Source organism: Vibrio rarus (assembly GCF_024347075.1).
Taxonomy (GTDB): domain Bacteria; phylum Pseudomonadota; class Gammaproteobacteria; order Enterobacterales; family Vibrionaceae; genus Vibrio; species Vibrio rarus.
The window spans coordinates 647,451-670,443 of sequence record NZ_AP024901.1 but is presented as its reverse complement, the minus strand read 5'-3'; the positions used below and the strand labels follow the sequence as shown (position 1 = coordinate 670,443).

The window sequence follows — 22,993 nt, the reverse complement described above, 5'->3', positions numbered from 1 at the left end:
TAGTTAAAAATACAAAAGAGAGCATCACGCTCTCTTTTGTTTTAAGTACCTGTAGCTAGTGTTATTTATTTAGCTTAGCGCGACGGCGTAATACTACTGCGCCCGCCAGCAATATCAGCATCAACCCGTCTGTGCTACCACCGCTTGAGCCTTGTGCGTCATTGCCACCGTCTTGTGATTCATTATCACCGTTGTCATTGTCACCACTATCCGACTCGTCCCCAGAGTCATTATCCGAACCGTCCCCGGGACCATTATCAGGGGTATTGTCAGGGGTATTGTCACCGCCATCCTCTTCTGAATCATCCCCATCAATGTCAGCGTCATCTTGTGTAAATGCAAACACAATAATGGCTGGGTCGTGGTCAGAAGAACGGTAAGAATCGTTGTATTTTTGTAGGTCACCACTGTATTCGCTTGAGTACTCAAAGAGAGAGGACTCTACAGCATTAATAGGCCATACTTGCGCGTCAACCACATGCTCTTTTAGCTCAGCGTCTACTAAAATGTAATCCAGTGTGCCTAAAGTATCATTATAAGAGTAGCTGTAAGTGTTGGGATTCATCGCTTCGATAGCATCATGATAACCAAACGAACCTTCAATTAACGCCCCGTTATCCCCATGAAGCGGTGTTCCATTGCCTGCGTCACCACCAATGTAAGTATTACGCGCTGCATAGATTTCATAGTCTGCAGGTGCATTGTCACGGTTGGTCAATACTAAGATAGGATCTTCTTGGCCGTAGCTGTTAAGGTCGCCCATAACCACTTTGTAGCCGTCAATCTTATTGAGTTCTTGCGCCAGTTGGTAAGCGGCGGAGACGCGGAAGTGCTCACAGCTGCCTTGAATGTTCACGTCGTTTTCTTGATCAGTCGTGGCTTCATCTTCCCAACACGTCGAACCTTTTGATTTGAAGTGGTTGGTCGAAATCACCAGATCTTTGTCAGCATTTTCAACAGCAAAAGAAGCCGTGAATGCATCACGCTGATAAGCACTCTTAGTGCTACCATTTTCTGTTACGTGCTGCTGTGGCAGCTCAATCACGTAAGTGTCATTTAGCGTAGCAGTGCTAGGGCGATAAATGATTTTGTTCGTGATGGCATCAGTACCCACAAAGCCTTCGCCTTGAAGATCGTTAGGCATTGCAATCTGGTATTGATCAGCTTCGTCTAGGCGGCTATTTAGTGCTTCAACCAGTACATGAATAGCAGAGTCTTCGTCAAAACCGTTGTTTTCTATTTCAATTAGACCGTAGATGTCAGCGTCGATAGCCACCAATGCAGAAACGATTTTCTCTAATTGCACATTAAATTCAGCAAGGCTTTCTGCGCCACGGTTGCTGTTGGTTGGGTTATCGCGACCACCAAATGGAGAGTTGAAGAAGTTGAGAACGTTGAAGCTAGAAACAACTAACTCTCCTTCTTCTAGGTTAGGCGCTAGAGAGCGTTCGTTGTCAACAAAAGTGCCGTTGTCAGCCGTGTTGTGTACATATAAGCGGTATTCAGAATATGAGTAGCCCAGTACGCCAGTTAAGCCTTCTTCACTAAGCTGAGCACCAACACGGATATAGTCATCACTGGTGCCTGTACCGTTGTCTTGTGCAAAGTTAGGATACCAAGGTACAACGCCGTCAGCGGCCTCAATGGATGACTCTACAAATAGACGACGCTCAGCATTGCTTGCATCTTGCGCGCCAGCGCCAGCGGTGAGTGGGGTGTTAACCTGGTTTGGATGGTAGTTGACGGCTTGATGCGCAAGTACCATGTTGTTACGGTATGCGCTGTAATCAAAACCAAAAGTACGAGTAACATGCATATCCGTTGCATTGTTGACGCGAACCAGCATGCCTTCGTAACGCTCTAGCGTTTGTTCGAAGTTTTCATCACTGTCAAGAGCGGTAATGGTTGTTGGCTCGATGTTTTCACCTTCGCCAAGCACTTCAACAAATGCAGGTGTTGAGGTAGAACCTAGCTGAGTCCAAGAGTAGTGCTCTTGCACTTTTGCGATAACCGCAACTTCGTTACCAACCTGGATATTGCTAACATTAGCGTTAACAAAAATGCCGTTTGAAGCATTTGAGCTAGTGTCTGCTGCTGGATCTTGCATAAAGAAGCCAGTCAGCAAGTCATTACCTAAATTTGAGGTTTGTACGTGAGTAACGATACCCGTGACTTTAAACGTTTCATCTGACTCATATTTATAATTATCTGGATCTGTGTAAGGAGAATAGATGCCTTCGCCTTGCAACTGCATGATGGTTGCTTCTTGTGCAACCGGAGGTTCAGGGACTACAGCGCCTTCGCATGATGGCTCAATGTTGCCTAAATCAGTCCAATCATCTTTAAGCAGAGTAAACCACTGAGCCTCATTCCAAGTCCCATTTGCTTGATAGTCACAGCGAACAAAAGTGATGTCTTTATTAAAATCACCCGTTCCGCCCATTCCGCTAGGGCCAAATAGGTCAATAACTTCACCATTGAGAATAAGACGAAGAGGATCATTACCGTTAAAATTAGCAATAGTGCTGTTAAATGCATCTACTCTTAAGGCAAGATCGTCAGCAACATCAACATGCCCAACCACAAAGGTTTCAAACGGTTCAAGGGTGATGCCATCTAGTGGGTAATCGGCCGTCCAATTGCCATTGAAATTGGTTTCTTTTTGCAAGACATAACCATCTAAATTGACAGCACTCTCTCCTACATTGGCAATTTCGATGGCCTTATTGTGGCTAGAGCCTTCGATAACTTCTGAGATGATAATATTAGCATTGGCACTGCTTGCTAGTAAAAAGCAGGGTAGAGACCAAGCCATTTTTATTTTATTCACTATGTATCCTTACTTCGGGTTATTTTTCTTGTGCGGAATACTAAGTATCGAATATTGCAGTTTTGTTTAATTATAATTATTTATAAGTTTTTATTTAAATATTAATAAAAGTGAAATCTTTCTCAGTAGAAACCCATTAAGTTATTGAAAATCATTCACTTATCCCTTGCGTTGCATGTGTCTGGTCTACTCCAGATTACTATCCATTGCTCGCGCGAAATAATCTTAATGTCCATTTGAATGTGTCTTTATATTTAATTATATCTGTAATAATTTCGTAATTAATTACCTTTACGATGCAACGCATATTCAAGGGAATATTATTAATTATAAAAATGAAGTTATAAGTATGGAGATTAAAATGAAAAAGAAACTATTAGCAATAGCAGTGGTTACAGGCTTGGTAGGCTGTAACTCTTCTAGTACCAGTAATGATGCGCAAGATAGAGAAACATTTAATCTTCGTATATTGCACATTAACGATCATCACTCGAAACTGGATGCAACTGAGGTTGAATTAAACTTAGGTGGCGTTGCTACCGAAGTGGAAATAGGTGGTTTCCCACGCCTAGTGAGCAAATTTAACGAATTGCAAAATGACAATACGCTACGCTTGCATGCCGGAGACGCTATAACGGGCACTATGTATTACAGCCTGTTCCGCGAAGAGCTACCTGATGCCTTGATGATGAACCAAGTCTGCTTTGATGCATTCGCACTAGGTAATCACGAATTTGATGATGGAAATGAGCAACTTGCGCATTTCATTGATACTTTGCAAAACGGCGAAGATGCTTGCGGCACGGAAGTGCTTGCCGCCAACATCGAAGTGCCTTCTACAAACCCAATTTACGGTCTGTACGCACCGTATAAAGTATTTGACGTTTCAGGTGAAAAAGTAGGTGTCATTGGTATTGATATTGCCGCTAAAACGCAGGCTTCTTCATCGCCTTCTGAAGACACCACTTTCCTTGATGAAGTGGAAACATCACAGCGTTATATTGATGAGTTACAAGAACAAGGTGTAGACAAAATCGTACTTCTGACTCACTACACTTACACTAATGATGTTGCTATGGCCAAGCAACTAACGGGTGTTGATGTCATTGTCGGTGGCGATAGCCATACTCTACTGGCGGATAATGCACTACATACTGACATAGGTTTTGGCAGCGCATCGGGCGAATACCCAACAGTGGTATACAATGCTGATGGTGACGACGTTTGTATAGTGCAGGCTTGGGACAATAGTCTAGTCCTTGGTGAGCTCAATGTCAGCTTTGACGCACAGGGCAATGTCACTCAATGTGCGGGTACGCCTCACTTGTTACTTGGCGATACTTTTGTCAACACAGCAGAAGACAGCGATGGTATTCATAGCGAAGAGCAACTTGACACGATCAAACAATACATTGCTGAGAAAAAAGAATTAAGTTCGGTAATAGAAGATGAAGGGACTGCACAGAAGTTAGCGACGTTTGCCGCGCTAGTGGATGAGAAGATGGAAGAAATCATCGGTGACAGTGAGGGGCTGCTATGTAATGAACGTACGCCAGGCTCTAACCATTCATCAGGTGCATTATGTGTAGAAGGCAGTGCTGAACGTGACTTCATGAATGCTCATGGCAGCATCATGGGCAATGTGGTAGCAGAGGCGTTTGTGGATATGTCGATTCGTTCTGATATTGCTATTCAAAACAGCGGTGGTGTACGCGCCACAATCGAAGAGGGTGATGTATCGGTAGGTCATGCATTTAATGTTCTTCCGTTCACTAACTTCTTGGTTAACCTAGATATGACAGGTCAAGAAATTATTAATACTTTGGAAGATGCCATTGATTCAGTGATAGTTAATAATTCAAGCGGCTCATTCCCTACGGCAGCGAACCTGCGTTTTGATGTTGATATGAACGCTGAAAAAGGTAAGCGAGTGACTAACGTAGAAGCACGTCGTAAAAATACGGATGGTTCATTTGCCGATTGGCATGCCATTGAACTTGCTGATAGCTATGTAGTAGTGACTAATGATTACATTGCCGCGGGTAAAGATGGTTATGACTCCTTTGTTCCAGCATTTGAAGATGCCGATCGCCGTGAAGACACAGGCCTGCTTTACACGGATTCTTTGATTAACTACATCAAAAAATTAGAAAGTAACGGTGAGAAACTGCAAACTCCTGACGTATCAGAAATGGCAGTGCAAAATTTTACCGCGCTAAACTAAGTAGTCGATAAAAAAGAGAGTATTAGTTAGCCAAGGCATTGCGCTTTGGTGATGCAAAATACTGTGAAGGGGCTCATTACGAGCCCCTTTTTCATGGGACTTAGGTTGTAGTTTGTACTTTTTGTTTGTAAACAGGGTGGGGCAACGCATTCCTTGTTTTACCGAAGGTTCAGTCTCGTTTTGTCGAGGAGAGATTAAATAAGTTATTGTTAACCATAGGATTAGCGATGATCTTCCTAAGATAACTAGCATTGTTAAAAAGTGATAACACGCGTGCTCGTTTTTACGTAAAGTGTGATATTTATGCATTGTGTTTCAATGGTTTGTGGTAGTTTAAAGAAAAATAGGCCAGTAGAAAAACGAGCAGTAAGAGTGTTAGGCAAATGGAGAATCGTTGTGCCCCAATCTAAATTTGAATCTTCTTATCTTAAGGTTGAACGAGCAGAAGAAATTATTGATGAAATTATTTCCTTGCTTTCTAGTAGCCCCCCGTTTCTTTATGTTCTAGAAACTGATCTTGGTAGCTTTCAACGAGCAACGTTAGCCAAAAAGAATGGAAATGCGTTGGCAAAGCTCGTCGTTCGTTGCGGAGAGTTATTTCATAACCTTCGATCAGCAATTGATCAAGCATACTATGAAATGGTTTCGCCCGTGACTCCAGAAGGGAAGGAAAAATCAATACAATTTCCATTTTCAAAAGATGAAGTTGCTCTCGACAAAACAATTAAGTCACGCCAAGCAGAAAATGCTGGGCCTGCGTTTGTAGCAGCGATTAAGCAATTAAAGCCATACTCGTCTACTGGCGGGAATATGTTTCTTACCCTGCTTCATGAAGTCAATGTTACCGACAAGCATAAATTTCCGGCGCCTGCCGGAAATTTTTCGAGAATAGATAGCGCTACTATTCAAGAGCAAGTCCTTGATTTTCCGGGTGGAATTACCAACGGGGGAGCTGGAATGTGTGCAAAGGATGTTGTATGGCGATCCCAGCTATTCAATACCAAAGATATTGGAGAGCAGGTTCCCCCTTTTATGAATCTTTATCATAAGGTTTTGGATTTGCCTGTGGAGGTATGGTTTTATCTTGCTTCTCCGAGTTACTCAGGAGAAATTGTTTCAACTATGAGGGAGCTGGTATCAGAAACGAAGAAGGCGTTGATAGCAATGGATGTCTAGCAATGCCTAACAAAAAGCTGCACGCTGACATATACTGCTACGTTCGTTTTTGTGCATGTCGCTGCGCTCAATTTTCACACAAAATCGCTCTCTGCAGTAAGTGCAGGTGAGCTTAGCGCTATAAATTTAGGAGGATCAGTGGAAGTTGTAGCAAATGAAAGTCTCTCGGTATGCAAAGAATTATTACCGATTATTGCAAGTTTAATTACGGCTATATCTACTTTGCTAGGTGTATTTATCGCCAGTCATTTTAATCACAAAAATAATCAGAAAATTGTCGAGAAAAATATTGCACAAGATAAGCTCAAAATAAATCTAAGTAAGATAGAGGAAATTTATGAGCACTTTTCTATATGGCAGGCGTCGATAGATAGTTTTCAAATGGATCATCTTGTATTTTATTCTGGAAATTATACTGAAGAACAGTTTTATGACGCTATAAAAAAGGAGAGCAGCAAGGGTGTCGGAGACAATTTCAGAAGACTCCAAGCTCTTTGTGATATACATTTTCCTGAACTAAAGACCCCATTAAAAGATGTATTAAAGTCTAGAGATTGTTTATCTGAATGTTATTTTGGTAAAAAGCAATCCCAAGGGGCATGTGATCGCTTAATATCAGCGCATAAGGAATTTGAACAAGAAGCAGAAAAATTCAAGAGTACTCTAAGTTCGGTAGCAAAAAATTTATAACGATTAAGGATAAGTGTCGCCCGGCCGACACTTTATCAGGGTGTTGAACAAGCCCAATCGTGTAGTTGTCTTCTATTAGTAAATGGGTCATGTAGGCTTGGTGATCCCAATGCACGCCATATCATGTTTGCAGCAGGGGCATGAACGTTTGGCCTTGATTCGCGTAGTGGTTTATGGGATAAATTGCCAAGTGTGAGGTGAGAGCATTAATATAATAATCCATCTTAATCGTCGAGCACTGGCATGCATCAGGCCATAATCACGTCATCGTTTTTGTCCAATAATATATTGGATTTTTGTGGTGGAGGGTGAGCCATAAAACAACAGAAAAACGCCTTAATGAGTCTGGAATGACTGTACATTAAGGCGTTTGGGTGCATTTGTTAGGTTAAAGCAACGGCAAAGTACATTTTGTGCGAGGTTTTCAGGCTAAGCCGTACATTGCCTCTGTGTTTTAACCTGTGAAACTAGGCAGTAGCCCCACCATCGACAATAAATGGAATATGGCGGTTAGCACACCAAAAGCAATCACGGCAAAGACCATAGCGTTGCCGCCAGGGGCTTTAAATGAAGACTTATCTTTATGTGTTTTACGCGCTTTATACACCAGCAGTGCAGGGATGATACATGTCCATACCGTTGCTGCCGCTCCTGCATAACCAATGGCAATAACAAAACCAAATGGGAACAGTAGCGATAAAATCAGTGGTGGAAGGAATGTGATGCACCAAGTTTTCGTGCGCCCTTGCTTGTTATCTTCAAATTTAAACAAGTCCGCAAGATAATCAAAGACACCCAAGCCTACGCCAATGAATGAAGACAAAATAGCGGCCATAGAGAAGGAGTTAATGGCATTGCCTACTTTCTCTGACTCAATGACCGAATTTAATGCTCCTAGTAAAGCGTCAATGTTGCCACCTTGCTCAATTACGGGAATAAATTGCTCACGTGGTAGGTTGCCAAAAATGCTAAACAACCAAAGGCAATACAAGCCTAAAGCGATAGCTGTGCCTAATAAAATGGCGCGACTGGCTTTATGCTCATTACCATAATATGCGCGCATTGAGCTTACTGAGTGGTGATAACCAAAAGAGGTAAGCGCTACAGGCAACATAGCTAATACATAGGGTGTGTACTGACCATCGCTATTTATGGAATCAGTTAATATAGCCAAATCAACATTAGCCGCTAAGCCCGAGACACCAAAAACAAAGCTCAAAATCATGAAGGTAATCAGTACCACTGAAATACGATCAACTGCGCGAGTGGAGTGCCAGACAAAAGTGGAAAAAATTAACACAAACAGCACTGAAGATATCTGACTGCTCATGCCTAATATGTCTTGTAGGATCAAACCGGAAGAAGTGATATAGGCATACAGTAAAATCCCCCCGACAAAGTACACAGTTAAGTTATTTAATACATTAACTTTACTGCCTAATATATCCTTAGTGACCGTATTAAAAGAGGCTTTTAAATCGTACTCTTTATACGCTTCTAACAGCATCCATCCCGATAGGGTCATGACGACCATAGTTAAGGTAATGGCAAATATTGATAATGCAGTCCATGCGCCTGCACCCGCACTAGGTAGTCCGAGCATTCCCGCTCCAACACACACACTAGCAATAATACAAGCCCCCCCAATGAGAGATGGACTCTTGTCTTTGACATCTTTCTGCGATGACAAATTGATACTCTGTTCCATGGAAAATCCTTTGTTTCACGTTATTGGAATGATTACCCAAACCTATTTTTGTATGATGGTTTTTTGGGTTTTACTTATAAATAAGGCCTCACAACGAGGCCTTAACTTTGTTTTTTTATACGGTTTCCAACACCTTATCTTCGACTTGCTTAGTGGTGGCCGGCTCGATTTCTTTTAGTCGAGCGGTAAAGTGACGCAACACTTGAGGCTCATAGGTAAACTCAAGCCCTTTAACGTTAGCGGCATTTTCTTTTACCTTTTGGAACGCTTCAATGACAAAGTCCATATGTGTTTGCGTGTAAGTTGCACGTGGAATGGTTAAGCGCAGCAACTCCGCCGGACAAACATGCTGTTTGCCAGTGGCTGGATCACGACCGAGTAGCAAAGAGCCAATTTCTACCGCGCGGATACCCGCTACCTTATACAGCTCACATGCTAACGCGTGCGCAGGGAATTGACCTGCAGGGATGTGCGGAAGCAGTTTACCCGCATCAACAAAGGCGGCGTGACCACCCGCTTGCTGACAAACAACGCCAATTTTTTCTAGGCCATCCACTAAGTATTGAACCTGACCAATACGGTAAGCGAGCCACTCTTGGCGCATACCGTCATATAGGCCAACCGCAAGACGTTCCATTGCGCCGCCTTCTAGGCCGCCGTAAGTTGGGAAACCTTCTTGAACCACACAAAGGGTGCGACATTCAGTGTAAGAGTCCAACATAGAGTCATCTTTAAAGCACAATAGACCGCCCATCTGTACCATGGCATCTTTTTTAGCAGACATAGCCAATGCATCAGCGTACTTATAGGTTTCACGAGTGATGTCTAAAATAGACCAATCTTTATAGCCTTCTTCACGTTGCTGAATAAAGTAAGCATTTTCAGCGTAGCGAGCGGAATCCATCACGACAGGAATGTCGTATTTTTGCGCTATTTCATAGACGGCTTTAAGGTTAGCAATAGAAACAGGCTGACCTCCAGCCGAGTTACAAGTGATGGTGCTGACAATATAAGGAACGTTATTAGGGCCTGCTTCTAAAATAGCGGCTTCTAGTTTTTCAAGGTCAAAATTACCTTTAAAGTCTGCATTTACAGAGGTATCAAAAGCTTCTTCGGTGTAGACGTTTTTTGCTACACAGCAGTTCACTTGAGTGTGACCCTGAGTGGTATCGAAGAAGTAGTTAGATAGGGCAACCATTTTGCTGCGATCTAAGCCTTTTTCTTGTTCACGCTTCTTAATGAGCACCGGAATATAGATTTGCTCAGCACCGCGACCTTGGTGAGTCGGAATAGTATGCTGGTAACCGAAAATATCTTTTACGGCATTAGACAATGCGTAATAACTGCGGCTGCCACTATAAGCCTCGTCGCCCATCAGCATTGCCGCTTGCATTTTTTGCGTAATTGCACCGGTACCACTGTCGGTTAATAGGTCGATAAACACATCATCACTATCAAGTAAAAATGGGTTCATACCTGATTTAAGAATGGCTTGTTCGCGGTATTCACGAGTAGTGCGTTTTACAGGTTCAATAACACGAATGCGGAATGGTTCTGGTAGATGCTTAAAGTTTTCCATAATAATACCTATAATTGTTATATTTAATTTTGTTTTATTATTAATAAATAGTTGATGTGAAGAGTCGCACCAATTATTGATGTTTTATTTAATGTGGTAATTTGATGTAGGCTAATAATAACAAGCAATAAAAATGGGTAATACAAAACACCTCAATACATAAAATATGCCTGAGCGTTTAAATAATTATTTTTATTGGAGGTTTAACTCACATTAGTTAAGCGTATAGGCAATAGGATATTAAACAATAAACTATTGAATATTCACATTTACCAGTCAGTTATTATTAGCTTGCCCCTAGAGGGCAATAAAGAAGCTACTCTGAAGAAAGATGAAATGACAACTGATGATCAATATTATACCAAGCTAACATAGTTAACTCCGCCTTACATTGAGATTGAAGAAATACAGACATTGGACAACACCTTTTTACGTTGCAATATATAACCTGATGCCATTGATACTAAATGAAACTTTTATTAAATAAAATCTAAGTTAATTGTATTTGTGATGAGATAACAATTAGTGATCACAAATTTTTGCCACTTGTTGCATTTCTTGACTTGTAGAAAAAATAATCAGACAGTATGGCTTGCTTTTGAGCTTTGTAAAAAGGTGGGTTTGATTTGTGGGCCATGATAGAGCATGGACAAATGCATGAGTGAACGCTTATCGACCAATCATGACCATCATCTCCACAAGAGGCCGTGAAATCGTCCTTAATGGCATCATTGTGGCATCTAGGGCATAAAATTGGGTTCTATAATGCAGGGGGGTTCATATAACCTATAGATCTAAATGTGCTAATCAGATTTTTTTTATATCCTTTTTGGTGCATGGATACAACCTAGGTGATTAGCTATTGCACAGGCAAACGTTTAGCTGTATTTTCTCGCCACTGAAATTTGTACTAATATTTTATCGAAAAACGGCAATACTGGGTCGTTTTTCTAACAAAACAAAGGAAATAGCATGTCCAAGAATACATCAATCCAGCAAGAAAAGGAGGCTCAGATGGCCCAAAATGCTCAAACTGGAAGTTGGCTTGATCGATTCTTCCTCATTACTCAGCGTGGTAGTAATGTTCGCCGCGAAGTGATTGCTGGCTTAACCACTTTCCTCGCCATGGTGTATTCGGTCATTGTTGTTCCGAGTATGTTAGGTACCGCAGGGTTTGACCAAGGTTCGGTCTTTATTGCCACTTGTTTGATTGCCGCTTTCGGTTCATTGCTTATGGGTCTATGGGCCAACCTGCCTATGGCTATTGGTTGTGCCATTTCATTAACCGCATTTACTGCATACAGCTTAGTGTTAGGGCAAGGGGTGTCGATTCCTGTCGCTCTTGGCGCTGTGTTCTTAATGGGTGTGGTGTTCACGGCAATTACTGTCACAGGCATTCGCCAATGGATTTTAACCAACTTACCTGAAGGTATCGCACACGGTACCGGTATTGGTATTGGTCTATTTTTACTGCTTATCGCAGCCAGTGGTGTGGGTCTAGTGATTAAAAACCCTGTAGCGGGTTTACCTGTCACACTCGGTGAGTTCACCTCTTTCCCTGTAATGATGTCAATGCTGGGTCTAGCGGCTATTTTTGGCTTAGAAAAACGCCAAGTACCTGGTGGCATTTTGATTGTGATTGTGGCTATCTCTATTATCGGCCTTATCTTTGATCCAAGTGTGACCTTTCAAGGTATCTTTGCTCTACCAAGCTTTGGTGGTGAACACTCTCTAATTGGTAGCATGGATATTATGGGCGCTCTTAACCCTATCGTATTACCAAGTGTTTTAGCGCTGGTTATGACGGCGATTTTTGATGCAACGGGCACCATACGTGCGGTAGCAGGCCAAGCTAATCTACTGGATAAAGATGGCAACATTATAGATGGCGGCAAAGCATTAACGTCAGATTCTGTTTCTAGCATTGTTTCCGGTGCTGTAGGTGGCGCGCCAGCTGCGGTATATATCGAATCTGCAGCAGGTACAGCCGCAGGGGGTAAAACAGGTCTTACAGCAGTGGTTGTTGGTGTCTTGTTCTTATTCTTACTGTTTCTTGCTCCAATCAGCTATCTAGTACCAGGCTACGCAACTGCACCTGCACTTATGTATGTGGGTCTATTGATGTTAGGTAACGTTCGTAAACTGAACTTTGATGATTCTGTGGACGCTCTATCTGGCTTAGTTTGTGCCGTATTTATTGTTCTTACTGGTAATATCGTTACAGGTATTATGCTTGGCTTTATGTGTCTTGTTATTGGACGTATTTTTGCAGGCGAGTGGAAAAAACTGAACTTTGGCGTGGTGTTAATTACCATCATGCTTGTTGTGTTCTACGCTGGTGGTTGGGCTATTTAAGCCAAGCTAGCGATGGCATTAAACTAGAATGCCAATGATGTGATGAATACCCAGCCAAATTGGCTGGGTATTTTTTTGAGATCAATACCGTGGGTTATGCCTGCTCATTCACGCAGAGTTTGCACTACACGTTATTTTTTACTGTTAAACATTTTCTGGTTACTTTTATCAGAATCAGACCAAAAATTAATATTGAACTGTGCATCATCAGACAGTTCAATACGATGCCAATACTGTGGCGGGCTGGTGGCAAATTGGCCAGCGTTAATGACCACACGGATCTCAGGCTCAGTGGCGTGCTCATCGGCAAAACCAAAATAGGTAACGGTCCCTTCCATAACACACAGCTGCCCGAATACCTCGGCTGCGGTATTGTGATGGGTGAGTAAAGCCGGTGGTACGTTATCTGTTGTAAAAAAGGGAGTGGAACGTTGAATTGTCCAATTTTTCGGGATTCGTAAATGGCTCATAATATTCTCCTACACATGTGTTGGTGCGATTGAGGTAAAAGTGACTGTGTTTGTAGTGTCAAAGTGAGAGGGTTTCACTACGCAAAACAGCAGTTTTAGTTGAGTAAAAAACCGATTAAGCCATGATTGGCGCTGGGCAATACCGGTGTGTGCGGCGTGGCAACGTACTTGTTCAATAAAGGCTTCTTCAGTTTGATTTTCTAAAAACATTTGTAGCATAGGCTTCTCTCTTGAGTTTTTTCACTTCAACGAATGACGTAATGAGTCAGTTAGTTATATAGATAGCAAGAGCCGTGCCAATAAATAAAACCCTATAAAAACAGAGCGTTAAGAATTATCAATATAGAATGTTGTCATTTAGATAAAATGGAAAGATTCTCTTAAACACAAATAATTATCATTTTGATAATTGATTTATTTATAAGGGGCGCTTTTATAAAGCGTTGTGTTGAGGTCAAAATAGAAAAACAAGTGTGTAATCGCGCTGGGGGCGGACCAAGTGTAAGCATGCGTATTGCGAGAAGAGAACATTCGTTGTGTGCCCCACATATGATGCAGGGCACACTTTGCGTCAAGTAAAAACGTTAGTTTCCTGAGTAATAAACAATGACCGCGTCGTTCTCTAAGGTTCTAGAAAAAGCATAGCCACGAGCTTGTTTGAGATCGGTATGCACGCCGCCGCCAATGGCGGGATGACGCTGACGAAATTGACCTAAGGTTTGCCAATGATGGAGCAAAGCTTGCCTTTGGGCATCTAAGGTCCACAACATATCAGAGCGTGTTCCTTGGTGGAAATCATCAGCGTAAGGGCCAATGTCGCGGGCAATTTCATCGCCATAATAAATTTGAATTGCTCCCGGTGACAATAACAGCGCATTGGCCGCGTTACGTTGCATCTCAAAGGATTTAAAGCGAGCAAAAAACAATTCAGTATCGTGAGAGGACATATAACTTACCGGCGTGTAGCCAGGGTTTTGTTGGATCTCTGCACTGTAATTGGCGTACGTTTTACGCATATCAGAAAAACACACCGCCCCACGATCAAGCTGTTTTTGCATGTCAAAGTTAATTAATGCATCAAAACCTTCATCGGCATAAGGGGAACGATAGGCGGAGTGAGCCCATACTTCACCCATCATCCAAAACGGCTGTTGAGGTTGTTGATTGGCTTTCTGCCATTGCGCCAGTTTTGCGCTGGCTTGCGCCTTAAGATCAAGCCAAACCTCACCTTCAACATGTTTAACCGTGTCAACACGAAAGGCATCAATGCCAAAACGTTTAACCCAATCGGTTTGCCATTCGACGAGGTAATCGGCTACGGTATAGTGCTCTTTTGCCACCACATGGGTTCCGGGATTGTCTAATAACCATTGTGGCGGGGTAACAAATTTATCTGACTCGGTTTTAAAATCAGGCAGTCCGGCTAAGGTCAGTGTTTTATCACCTGTACCGGGTTTGTCGTATCCTGGCAGGCCACTGCGCACCCAATCGGCTCCCCACCACTGGGACCAATTCGGGCTTTTATAATCAATGAGTTCATGGGATGAGTGCCAATTATTACCCGCTTTAGGTTGCCATTGCGTCACATCTTGCGCTTTGCCTTGTTCGGTAAGCACATCTATATGGTCAAATTGCAGATCTGCTAAGGTGGCATAACCGGGATGGTTGATCACCGCATCTAGCATTACTTTCATGCCGCGCTTGTGTGCTTCTGCAACTAAGGTTTTTAAATCCTCATCGACACCAAAGTTTTGGTCAATTTTGGTGAAATCTCGCGACCAGTAACCGTGGTAGGCATAAAAGGGAAACGTGCCTTTATCGCCCCCGCCGACAAAACCATGCACTTGTTCTACTATTGGGGATAGCCAGATGGCATCCGTGCCAAGGGATTGAATGTAGTCTAACTTATCAATGACGCCCCGTAAGTCCCCCCCATGGAATGTCCCTATTTCTTGTTGCCCATCTTGACGACGCCCATAGCTATTATCATTGCTTGGCTCGCCATTATTAAATCTATCCACCATCACAAAGTATATATTGGCATTGCGCCAGTCTAACTGGGATGGCTTGTTGTGTGCTCGTTGTGCCTGTTCAAGGAGCATGATGCCACCACTTGCGCGACTAGGATTTAGTGTGACTTTTCCATCACTCACCGTAGCCGTTTGTCCGGTTAATGCTTCTTGTATCACTGTACCGTCGGCAAAGGTGCCCGCGACGTTGATTTCAGCTGGCATGTCGGTATAGGTTTCGCAGCCTACCTTTGGCAGAGGACGTACAAACTGGGATTTTTTAGAGGCGGTAGGCTGACGTTTGATGGAGAGAGTGTGTAACTGCTCATCATAGCTGATGGCATAATCGCCAGAAAAGCGAATAGTCAATGGCAGTTCGGTTTGTGTTTGGCAATTTAATGCTAAAGGGGTATTAAAGCGTATTTTTTGAGAGTCTGGCGCACGACAGTCTCCTTCTAGTCCATTGACTTTAAATAGATACTTATTTTTGTTTAAGCTAACAATTAAAGGCGTTTCACCACTGAGCGGAAAGTCTCTAGCGGTGGTTGACGTCGTAATAGATATATTAGGGCCGGCGTAAATGAAAGGGCTATGTAATGCCATAGCCGATAATAAAGCGCAGCAAGTGAGACTTTTATTCATCATGAGTTTTGTATCCACTTTTAATTTAAAATTTATTATTGTTATGGGGAAGTAGAATGACTAAGTCATTAAATTAGCTCAAATAAATAGAGTGGAATTTGTAATGAAGATCATTAATTGCGTAACTGTAAAGGTATAATTGGCTAAGAATGCTTTGTTATAGTGTACTTAAGATCTCATATTGAAGGCTGTTTCTGTGCGTTATAAAAATTGGCTATTATTAATAGCAAGTATACTGTTATCAACATCAGTAATGGCCGCACTTAATCCTTATTGGTACCTCGCTTTTATTTCATCACAACATCCATTTTGGACAGAACAAGATTTTCGCAGCTCTGGGCAATGGTTTGATTGCGCCGAGGATAAGACCCCACGATTTTGCACCGATAGAGTGACCCTTCATCATACATCCGTATTCGCTGAAGTAAGTTTTGCCTCACCGTCATCGCCTATATTGGAAGTGAACAGTGAATTTTCATTAACCCACTTTAATGGGTTGCAATTGGGCTTACGTCAAGACGGTTTTCAGCTCATAAAAATAGACATTGCGGGAGTGCTACTGGATATCGAACAACAAAGACAACAGCACAGTTTTGCAGAGGTAGATAGGCAAGTGCTGTCGTTGATTCATCGCCATAAAGCCACCACTTCACGTACCCTTTATTGGCGCAGTGACGATACCCAGCGCACAGTACTGTGGAAAAGTGACCAAAATGGCATACATCTCATCTATGCTCATAATGAGTTAATGACATCGCTTGGAGTGACCAACAGTGAATAGCACAAACACGGCTTGCAATGAGGCAAATTTATCGGAGATGGTACAAGGGTATTGGCGAGTTGCTGATTGGGATATGACCCCACAACAGCGTCTTTCCTTTTTACAACAGCATATAGAAATGGGCGTGACCACAGTGGATCATGCGGATATTTATGGCAATTATGAATGCGAACGTCTATTTGGTGAGGCCATTGCCTTAGAGAAATCCATTCGTCAGCAGATCCAAATTGTCAGCAAATGCAATATCATGCTATGTGGCGATAAAACACCGCAACGCAAGATCAATCATTACAACTCATCGAAACAGCACATTATTCGCTCAGCGGAGAATTCACTACGTAACTTGCAAGTGGAGCACCTTGATGTGCTGCTGCTCCATCGTGCTGATGCATTGATGGAGGCCGATGAAGTGGCCGAGGCATTTACTCAGTTAAAGGCATCGGGGAAAGTCAACCATTTTGGCGTATCCAACTTTACTCCTCGTGGCTTCGAATTACTGCAATCGCGGTTAGATGCTCCTTTGGTCACCAATCAAGTGGAAATTAACCCATTGAATTTTACTGTGGTGGACGATGGCACCTTAGATCTGATGCAAACATTGCGCATTAGGCCAATGGCTTGGTCATGTTTGGCCGGCGGTGCTATTTTTCATAACGATAACCAACAAGCACGGCGCGTAAGGGAAACCCTTGAGGACATTAGGCAAGAAATAGGTGCGAGCAGCATTGATCAAGTCATTTATGCTTGGGTACGAAAACTGCCGTGTAAGCCGTTACCCATTATCGGTTCAGGGAACATTGAACGGGTAAAATCCGCAGTGCAGGCATTGCAACTTACTGTGAGTAATGAGCAATGGTATCGAGTATGGGTGGCCGCAAAAGGTCACGGGGTGCCTTAGCAATACCAGAGGAGCGGGGACTGCAATCCACAACCGCTCCTAGTTCTGCTTCACTTTGGAGTCAACGATTATGGGTAGGGTAATACTCCCTCAATGGGCTTTAGTCATAGGGCTAGTCATCACGTTAAGTGGTTGTACGGCGAAGCTGCTGTATCGAAATATCGATTGGGTGATATTGGAGTACGTAGAGGATTACGTCACACTAAATTCACAGCAAGAGCAGAACCTAGAACTGCAACTGCAGCAACTGACCCAATGGCACCGAACCGAGGAACTGCCTCGATATCAGAGGCAATTGCAAGGCTTATACGATGCCAATTTATCGACGATAGATATCCCGTTTATTGAACAGCAACAACAGTTATTTCAAGATCATATTAAGCGACTAGCCCACAGGGTAACGCCAAACCTCTATTTGCTATCGCAATCACTGACTCAGGCTCAAATTGATGAATTTATTGATAATTTAACCGAGCAACATCAGCGATATAGTGAAAAATTTTCTAAAAGAACGCCACAACAAGCAAGGGTGCAGTATTTCGAGCGAATTGAGAAAATTTTGCGTCGTTGGCTAGGTCCACTGTCTGTTGAGCAGCAAGAGATCGCCATGCACTGGGCAAACAATATCGAATCGAGTCATCAACAATGGGCGATGTATAGACTGAGCACTCGTGATCGAGTTCAAGCTATGTTTGCCGCTAGAGGCGATGCACGCTTTTTTCAAAAAGAACTGACAAGCCTTATTAATCAACCCCAGCAAGGGTATTCCATTACTTTGACCCAACGACTTGAACGAAATCGAGCCTTAGCTCATCAAAGCATTGTGCAGTTGTTATCCACCGCGTCAGACAAACAAAAACAGCATTTTCGTCAACAGGTCGGTGAGTGGTTAGAGCTGACCGAAACCTTACAACAGAAGCCAAAATAAACGCAGATTATGATTGTTTGAGATATTTTTATCTTTTTCTGCCATCAAACAATCAATACTATTACAAGTGCAACCGATTGCGTAACAATTGGTTACACTTGCATGGTTAATCTCTTGGTTTTTCAATAATACACTGATTGATTATTCGTCTATTTAATTAGTACAAATGCAATGCTAGTTGGAGAGATTGTGGGTTCTGAGAAAGGTTATTCAATGAAAAGATCTTTACTGGCAGTGAGCTTAGCCAGCACTTTGTTTTTAGTCGGTTGCGGTGAGTCTGAAAATGCACAACCTAGTGCGGTGGCACCAAGGGTAGTGGTCGAAGCGGCGAGCGTGATTGCCCATCAACCTAGCAAATCCTATGTAGGACGTATTGAAGCGGTAGAAGATGCCGATATTACGGCGCAAGTGTCAGGATACTTAAAAGAGCGTCATTTTAAAGAAGGGCAAATAGTTGAAAAAGGCCAACTGCTGTATAGCATAGAACCGTCATCGTTTGCCGCTCAAGTTGCCAGCGCCAAAGCTCAAGTTGCGCAAAGCTCAGCGCATTTAAAGCGTGCCGATAACGATTATCAGCGCGCGAAAAACCTGCTCCCTAAAGGCAGTATCTCTAGGTCTGAATACGATACGAAATACGCAGAGCAGTTAGGCGCGTCGGCGCAATTAGAAGCAGCCAAAGCGGAACTGCTATTAGCGGAAGTCAACCTCTCTTATACCAAAATTACCGCCCCGTTCAGTGGTCGTATTTCTGACACTAAAGTGAGTATCGGTGATCTACTTTCCCCTTCGTCTGGCACCTTAACGACCTTAGTTAGCCTTGATCCTGTGCATGCGGCGTTTCAATTGAGTGAGCGTGAACGCCTTGAGCTTGGTGTGGATAAATACGAAGGAGATGGGGAGTCCGATAGTGGAGAAGTGGAAGTGACCTTGATGTTAGAAAATGGTCAAGCGCACCCACAAAAAGGTCGCCTAGATTTTGTGGGTAACCGTATCGATTTAACCACAGGTACGCTGGCAGTGCGCGCTTCCGTGCCGAATTCTCAGCACACCTTGTTACCCGGTCAGCATATTAAGGTGATGATTGCCGCCACACAAACCCAACCGGCCATCGTTATTCCTAGACGCGCCGTACAAACGGACATTGCAGGAGACTTTGTGATGCTCAAAACCGACGGCAATATTGCTGAGCGACGTAATGTGGAGTTGGGGGTGCAAACCCCGTCGGGCGTGATCGTGAAAACGGGTTTAGCGGAAAAGGATCAGGTCATAGTGGGGGGATTGCAACGAGTGCGTAATGGTGCTCCAGTGCAAGTGGCCGAAGCTAAGCCACAACCTGCTAGCTCACAAGCGTCGGAGTAAAGATATGCTGAGTCGATTTTTTATTCAGCGACCGAAGTTTGCGCTGGTTATTTCTATTATTTTAACCCTTGCTGGGGTGATTTCTTTAGCGGTTTTACCGGTGTCGGAATACCCTAAAATCAGCCCGCCGTCGGTAAGCGTAACCGCCTATTACACTGGAGCCAGTGCCGAAACGGTAGAGCAGGCGATTGCTGACCCCATAGAAACATCGGTTAATGGTGTTGAAGGCATGATTTACATGTCCTCGAAAAGTGCCAACGACGGCTCATATAACTTGAATGTGACCTTTGAAGTAGGCACTGATCCGGATATGGCGCAGGTCAATGTGCAAAACCGCGTCACGCAAATAGAGTCAAAACTGCCACCGGAAGTCCGTTCGGTGGGGGTTACGGTGAAAAAGCGTTCACCAGACATGTTAATGGTGCTGAACTTCTACTCCCCTGAAGGGAAGTATGACGATCAATTCTTAATCAACTACGTGAACTTAAACATCAAAGATCAGTTGACCCGCGTTAAGGGCATCAGTGAAGTGAATGTGATCGGGGGCGGTGAGTTCTCCATGCGAGTCTGGTTAGATCCAGAAAAGCTCGCCAGCCTAGGTTTAACCACCTCGGATGTGTATAGCGCTTTGTCTGAGCAAAACATTCAAGTGGCTGCGGGTAAAGTGGGGGCTCCCCCTTATGATGCAGCTACAGATGTGACCTTTAACTTAGTCACCAAAGGGCGTTTAGAAAGCGTAGAAGAATTTGAAAACGTGATGCTACGAGCCAATCACAACGGTTCGGCTGTCTATCTAAAAGATGTGGCGCGAGTTGAGCTAGGCAAGAAGTTTTATGATGGAACAGGACAGTTTCGTGGTAAAGATGCGTCTATTGTTATTTTAAGTTTGCAGTCAGACGCCAACGCCTTAGAAAGTGGCGAATTGGTAATGCAGATGCTTGATAACATGAGCGTTAACTTCCCCGACGACTTGAGTTACGAGAGCAGTTACGATACGACGCTGTTTGTGGAAGAGTCCATCAAAGGGGTAGTGAAAACCTTAATTGAAGCCATTTTATTAGTGATTGCCGTTACTTACTTATTCTTAGGTAGCGCCCGTGCCACCTTGATCCCAGTGGTGGCCATTCCTGTCTCCTTGATCGGTACTTTTGCGGTGATGCAAATCACCGGCTTTACCATCAATACAGTCACCTTGTTTGGTTTGATTCTCGCGATAGGTATTGTTGTGGATGACGCCATTTTGGTGATCGAAAACGTCGATACCACGATGGCAAAAGATCCCAGTTTATCACCTAGAAAAGCCACATTAATTGCGATGAAAGAGGTGACCGGTCCCATTGTGACTTCAACCTTAGTGTTGCTAGCGGTGTTTTTACCTGTGGCGATGCTACCGGGTATTACAGGGATCATGTATCGTCAATTTGCGTTAACTATCTGTATTTCGGTGGTGATCTCGTCTATTAACGCGTTAACTTTATCCCCAGCATTGTGCTCTTTAGTGCTAAAGCAAGGGGGAGGCAACACGTCCGGTTGGTTTACCGCCTTTAACCGAGGCTTAGATAAAGTGACGGCGGGCTACGGCAAGTTGGCGGGACAACTGGTGAAAAAAGGCATTTTGCTGGTGGTTTTTTTCATCGCAGCGTTAGTGGCAGTAGGCTATTTCGCAAAAACCACGTCAACGGCGTTTGTCCCACAAGAAGATAAAGGCATCTTGCTGGTTAACGTGCAGCTTCCTGATTCTGCTTCGTTGTCGCGCACAGAAGTGGTAGCGGAAGAACTCGTGACCCTCTTTGAAGAAGAGCCAGGGGTGGAAGGTATTACTGTCGCGACAGGCTACGCCTTTATGACCGGTGCGGCGGCATCCAATGGCGCTTCTTTGTTTATCAAGCTAAAAACTTGGGATGAGCGAGCTCAATTAGATGGGGATCACTCCTCTTTTGCCATATCCAAACGTATTAATGACAAAGCCACCACTCAGATCCCCGATGCGGTTGTGTTTGCCATGGGGCCACCTGCGGTGCCGGGCATGGGCTCAGCATCAGGCTTTGAGTTTGTACTAGAAGATACCTTAGGTCGCAGTCGAACCGATTTAGCTCAGCTAATGAATGATGTCATTCAACAAGCGAATCAACAGCCAGAAATCGCTTATACCTTTAGTACCTTCCGGGCCAATGTTCCGCATTACTATGTAGACATTGACCGAAATAAAGCAAAGCAGTTGGGGATTTCGTTAACGGATATTTTCCAAACGTTGCAAGGGAATTTGGGGTCGATGTACGTGAATGATTTCACTATGTTGGGCAAAAATTTCCGTGTCACTATGCAAGCGGACAGCGAATATCGTTCATCAATGGATGATTTGGGACGCTTTTTTGTGCGTAGCCAACAAGGGGTCATGGTGCCATTGAGTACCTTGATCACTTATGAGCAAGTGTTTGAACCGGATGTGGCTTGGCGTTACAACATGTATCGCTCTGCGGTGATTCAAGGGCAACCTGCAGACGGTTACTCTAGTGGTGATGCCATAGCGGCCATGGAGCGAGTGGCGGCGGAAATGCTACCTCAAGGGTATCAATATGAATGGACGGGAATGGCTTATCAAGAGAAGCTTGCGGGTAATCAGGCGATTTATGCCTTTGCTTTGGCTCTGATCTTCATCTACCTGTTTATGGTGGCGCAGTATGAAAGTTGGACCATCCCCGTCGCTATTATTTTGGTGGTGCCCGTGGCGACATTGGGTTCATTCCTTGCGCTCAATTTGGCGGGTATTCCTCTCAATTTATATGCGCAAATAGGCTTGGTTCTGTTGATTGCGTTGGCGGCGAAGAACGCCATATTGATTGTCGAATTTGCCAAAAATGAACGTGAAGAAAACGAGCTTGAACTGGATAAAGCGGCGGTAATGGGAGGCATCTTGCGCTTTAGAGCGGTGAACATGACCTCGTGGTCGTTTATTTTGGGCATTTTCCCGCTGGTATTTGCCGCAGGGGCAGGGCACATTAGCCAAAACTCCTTGGGTATTTCGTTAGTGGGCGGACTGCTATGTGTGCTACTTGCCGGAACATTATTGATCCCCGGTTTCTACGCTTTGATCCAAAAACTGCGTGAAAAAGCCCATGGGGGAAGCACTAAGCTCATTCCAATTGATGATGAATAGTTAAACGTACTAAATAGCGGGTCATTCTCGCTTGTTGAAACTCTGGATAACTGCGTTTTTCCTGCGCTATTTCTGATCACTTACTTCGTGTGACTAGTATTAAGAGCTCATCGCGTTTTAATTAAAAGGTTGCAATGAAAAGGGTCATGCATAATTGCATGACCCTTTTGCGTGGCTTACAGGTTAA

15 protein-coding genes are annotated in these 22,993 nt (G+C 43.6%); 9 read left to right on the top strand and 6 right to left on the bottom strand.

The features are described from left to right. Positions 1–61 precede the first annotated feature (61 nt). Positions 62–2,830: an ExeM/NucH family extracellular endonuclease gene (locus OCU56_RS16005; protein ID WP_261874936.1), complete on the bottom strand. Its 2,769-nt coding sequence runs from the start codon at positions 2,828–2,830 to the stop codon at positions 62–64. A 361-nt stretch (positions 2,831–3,191) separates the two neighbouring features. On the opposite strand from OCU56_RS16005, the gene OCU56_RS16000 reads away from it, so the two are divergent. From OCU56_RS16000 to OCU56_RS15990, 3 genes are all read left to right on the top strand, one after another. Continuing rightward, a complete protein-coding gene (locus tag OCU56_RS16000; RefSeq protein WP_261874935.1) occupies positions 3,192–5,054 on the top strand; it encodes a bifunctional metallophosphatase/5'-nucleotidase in 1,863 nt (620 codons plus the stop codon). Between the two features lie 303 nt (positions 5,055–5,357). Further along, positions 5,358–6,230, top strand: coding sequence for a hypothetical protein (locus OCU56_RS15995; RefSeq protein ID WP_261874934.1), 873 nt, complete (start codon positions 5,358–5,360; stop codon positions 6,228–6,230). A 138-nt stretch (positions 6,231–6,368) separates the two neighbouring features. Further along, entirely contained in the window at positions 6,369–6,920 is a 552-nt protein-coding gene (locus OCU56_RS15990) for a hypothetical protein (RefSeq protein WP_261874933.1), read from the top strand. Between the two features lie 454 nt (positions 6,921–7,374). Here the strand turns inward: OCU56_RS15990 and OCU56_RS15985 are convergent, their stop codons facing one another. Both OCU56_RS15985 and tnaA read right to left on the bottom strand, forming a co-directional pair. Next, positions 7,375–8,628: an aromatic amino acid transporter gene (locus OCU56_RS15985; RefSeq protein WP_261874932.1), complete on the bottom strand. Its 1,254-nt coding sequence runs from the start codon at positions 8,626–8,628 to the stop codon at positions 7,375–7,377. A gap of 115 nt (positions 8,629–8,743) precedes the next feature. Then, positions 8,744–10,207, bottom strand: a complete 1,464-nt coding sequence (gene tnaA / locus OCU56_RS15980; protein ID WP_261874931.1) for a tryptophanase — start codon at positions 10,205–10,207, stop codon at positions 8,744–8,746. Positions 10,208–11,221: 1,014 nt separating this feature from the next. Here tnaA and OCU56_RS15975 point away from each other — a divergent pair. Further along, positions 11,222–12,562: an NCS2 family permease gene (locus tag OCU56_RS15975; protein WP_261875589.1), complete on the top strand. Its 1,341-nt coding sequence runs from the start codon at positions 11,222–11,224 to the stop codon at positions 12,560–12,562. Positions 12,563–12,693: 131 nt separating this feature from the next. Here OCU56_RS15975 and OCU56_RS15970 read toward each other — a convergent pair whose 3' ends face one another. The 3 genes from OCU56_RS15970 to OCU56_RS15960 all read right to left on the bottom strand — a co-directional run bounded on the left by OCU56_RS15970 (position 12,694) and on the right by OCU56_RS15960 (position 15,686). Further along, positions 12,694–13,032: a DUF1971 domain-containing protein gene (locus OCU56_RS15970; protein ID WP_261874930.1), complete on the bottom strand. Its 339-nt coding sequence runs from the start codon at positions 13,030–13,032 to the stop codon at positions 12,694–12,696. 9 nt (positions 13,033–13,041) lie between these two features. Further along, positions 13,042–13,251, bottom strand: a complete 210-nt coding sequence (locus OCU56_RS15965; RefSeq protein WP_261874929.1) for a hypothetical protein — start codon at positions 13,249–13,251, stop codon at positions 13,042–13,044. A gap of 365 nt (positions 13,252–13,616) precedes the next feature. Then, positions 13,617–15,686 (bottom strand): alpha-amylase, encoded by a 2,070-nt coding sequence (locus OCU56_RS15960; RefSeq protein WP_261874928.1) that lies wholly within the window; start codon positions 15,684–15,686, stop codon positions 13,617–13,619. 250 nt (positions 15,687–15,936) lie between these two features. Here OCU56_RS15960 and OCU56_RS15955 point away from each other — a divergent pair, with 250 nt between their 5' ends. The 5 genes from OCU56_RS15955 (at position 15,937) to OCU56_RS15935 (ending at position 22,806) form a co-directional block, all read left to right on the top strand. Beyond that, positions 15,937–16,464, top strand: coding sequence for a hypothetical protein (locus tag OCU56_RS15955; protein ID WP_261874927.1), 528 nt, complete (start codon positions 15,937–15,939; stop codon positions 16,462–16,464). A 37-nt stretch (positions 16,465–16,501) separates the two neighbouring features. After that, the gene (locus tag OCU56_RS15950; protein ID WP_261875588.1) at positions 16,502–17,362 is read left to right on the top strand and encodes an aldo/keto reductase; all 861 of its coding nucleotides are present in this window, start codon (positions 16,502–16,504) and stop codon (positions 17,360–17,362) included. 70 nt (positions 17,363–17,432) lie between these two features. Beyond that, positions 17,433–18,290, top strand: a complete 858-nt coding sequence (locus OCU56_RS15945; protein WP_261874926.1) for a DUF6279 family lipoprotein — start codon at positions 17,433–17,435, stop codon at positions 18,288–18,290. 213 nt (positions 18,291–18,503) lie between these two features. Then, positions 18,504–19,649, top strand: coding sequence for an efflux RND transporter periplasmic adaptor subunit (locus tag OCU56_RS15940; protein ID WP_261874925.1), 1,146 nt, complete (start codon positions 18,504–18,506; stop codon positions 19,647–19,649). Positions 19,650–19,653: 4 nt separating this feature from the next. Then, on the top strand, positions 19,654–22,806 hold the full coding sequence (locus OCU56_RS15935; protein ID WP_261874924.1) for an efflux RND transporter permease subunit: 3,153 nt from the start codon (positions 19,654–19,656) through the stop codon (positions 22,804–22,806). Positions 22,807–22,993 lie beyond the last annotated feature (187 nt).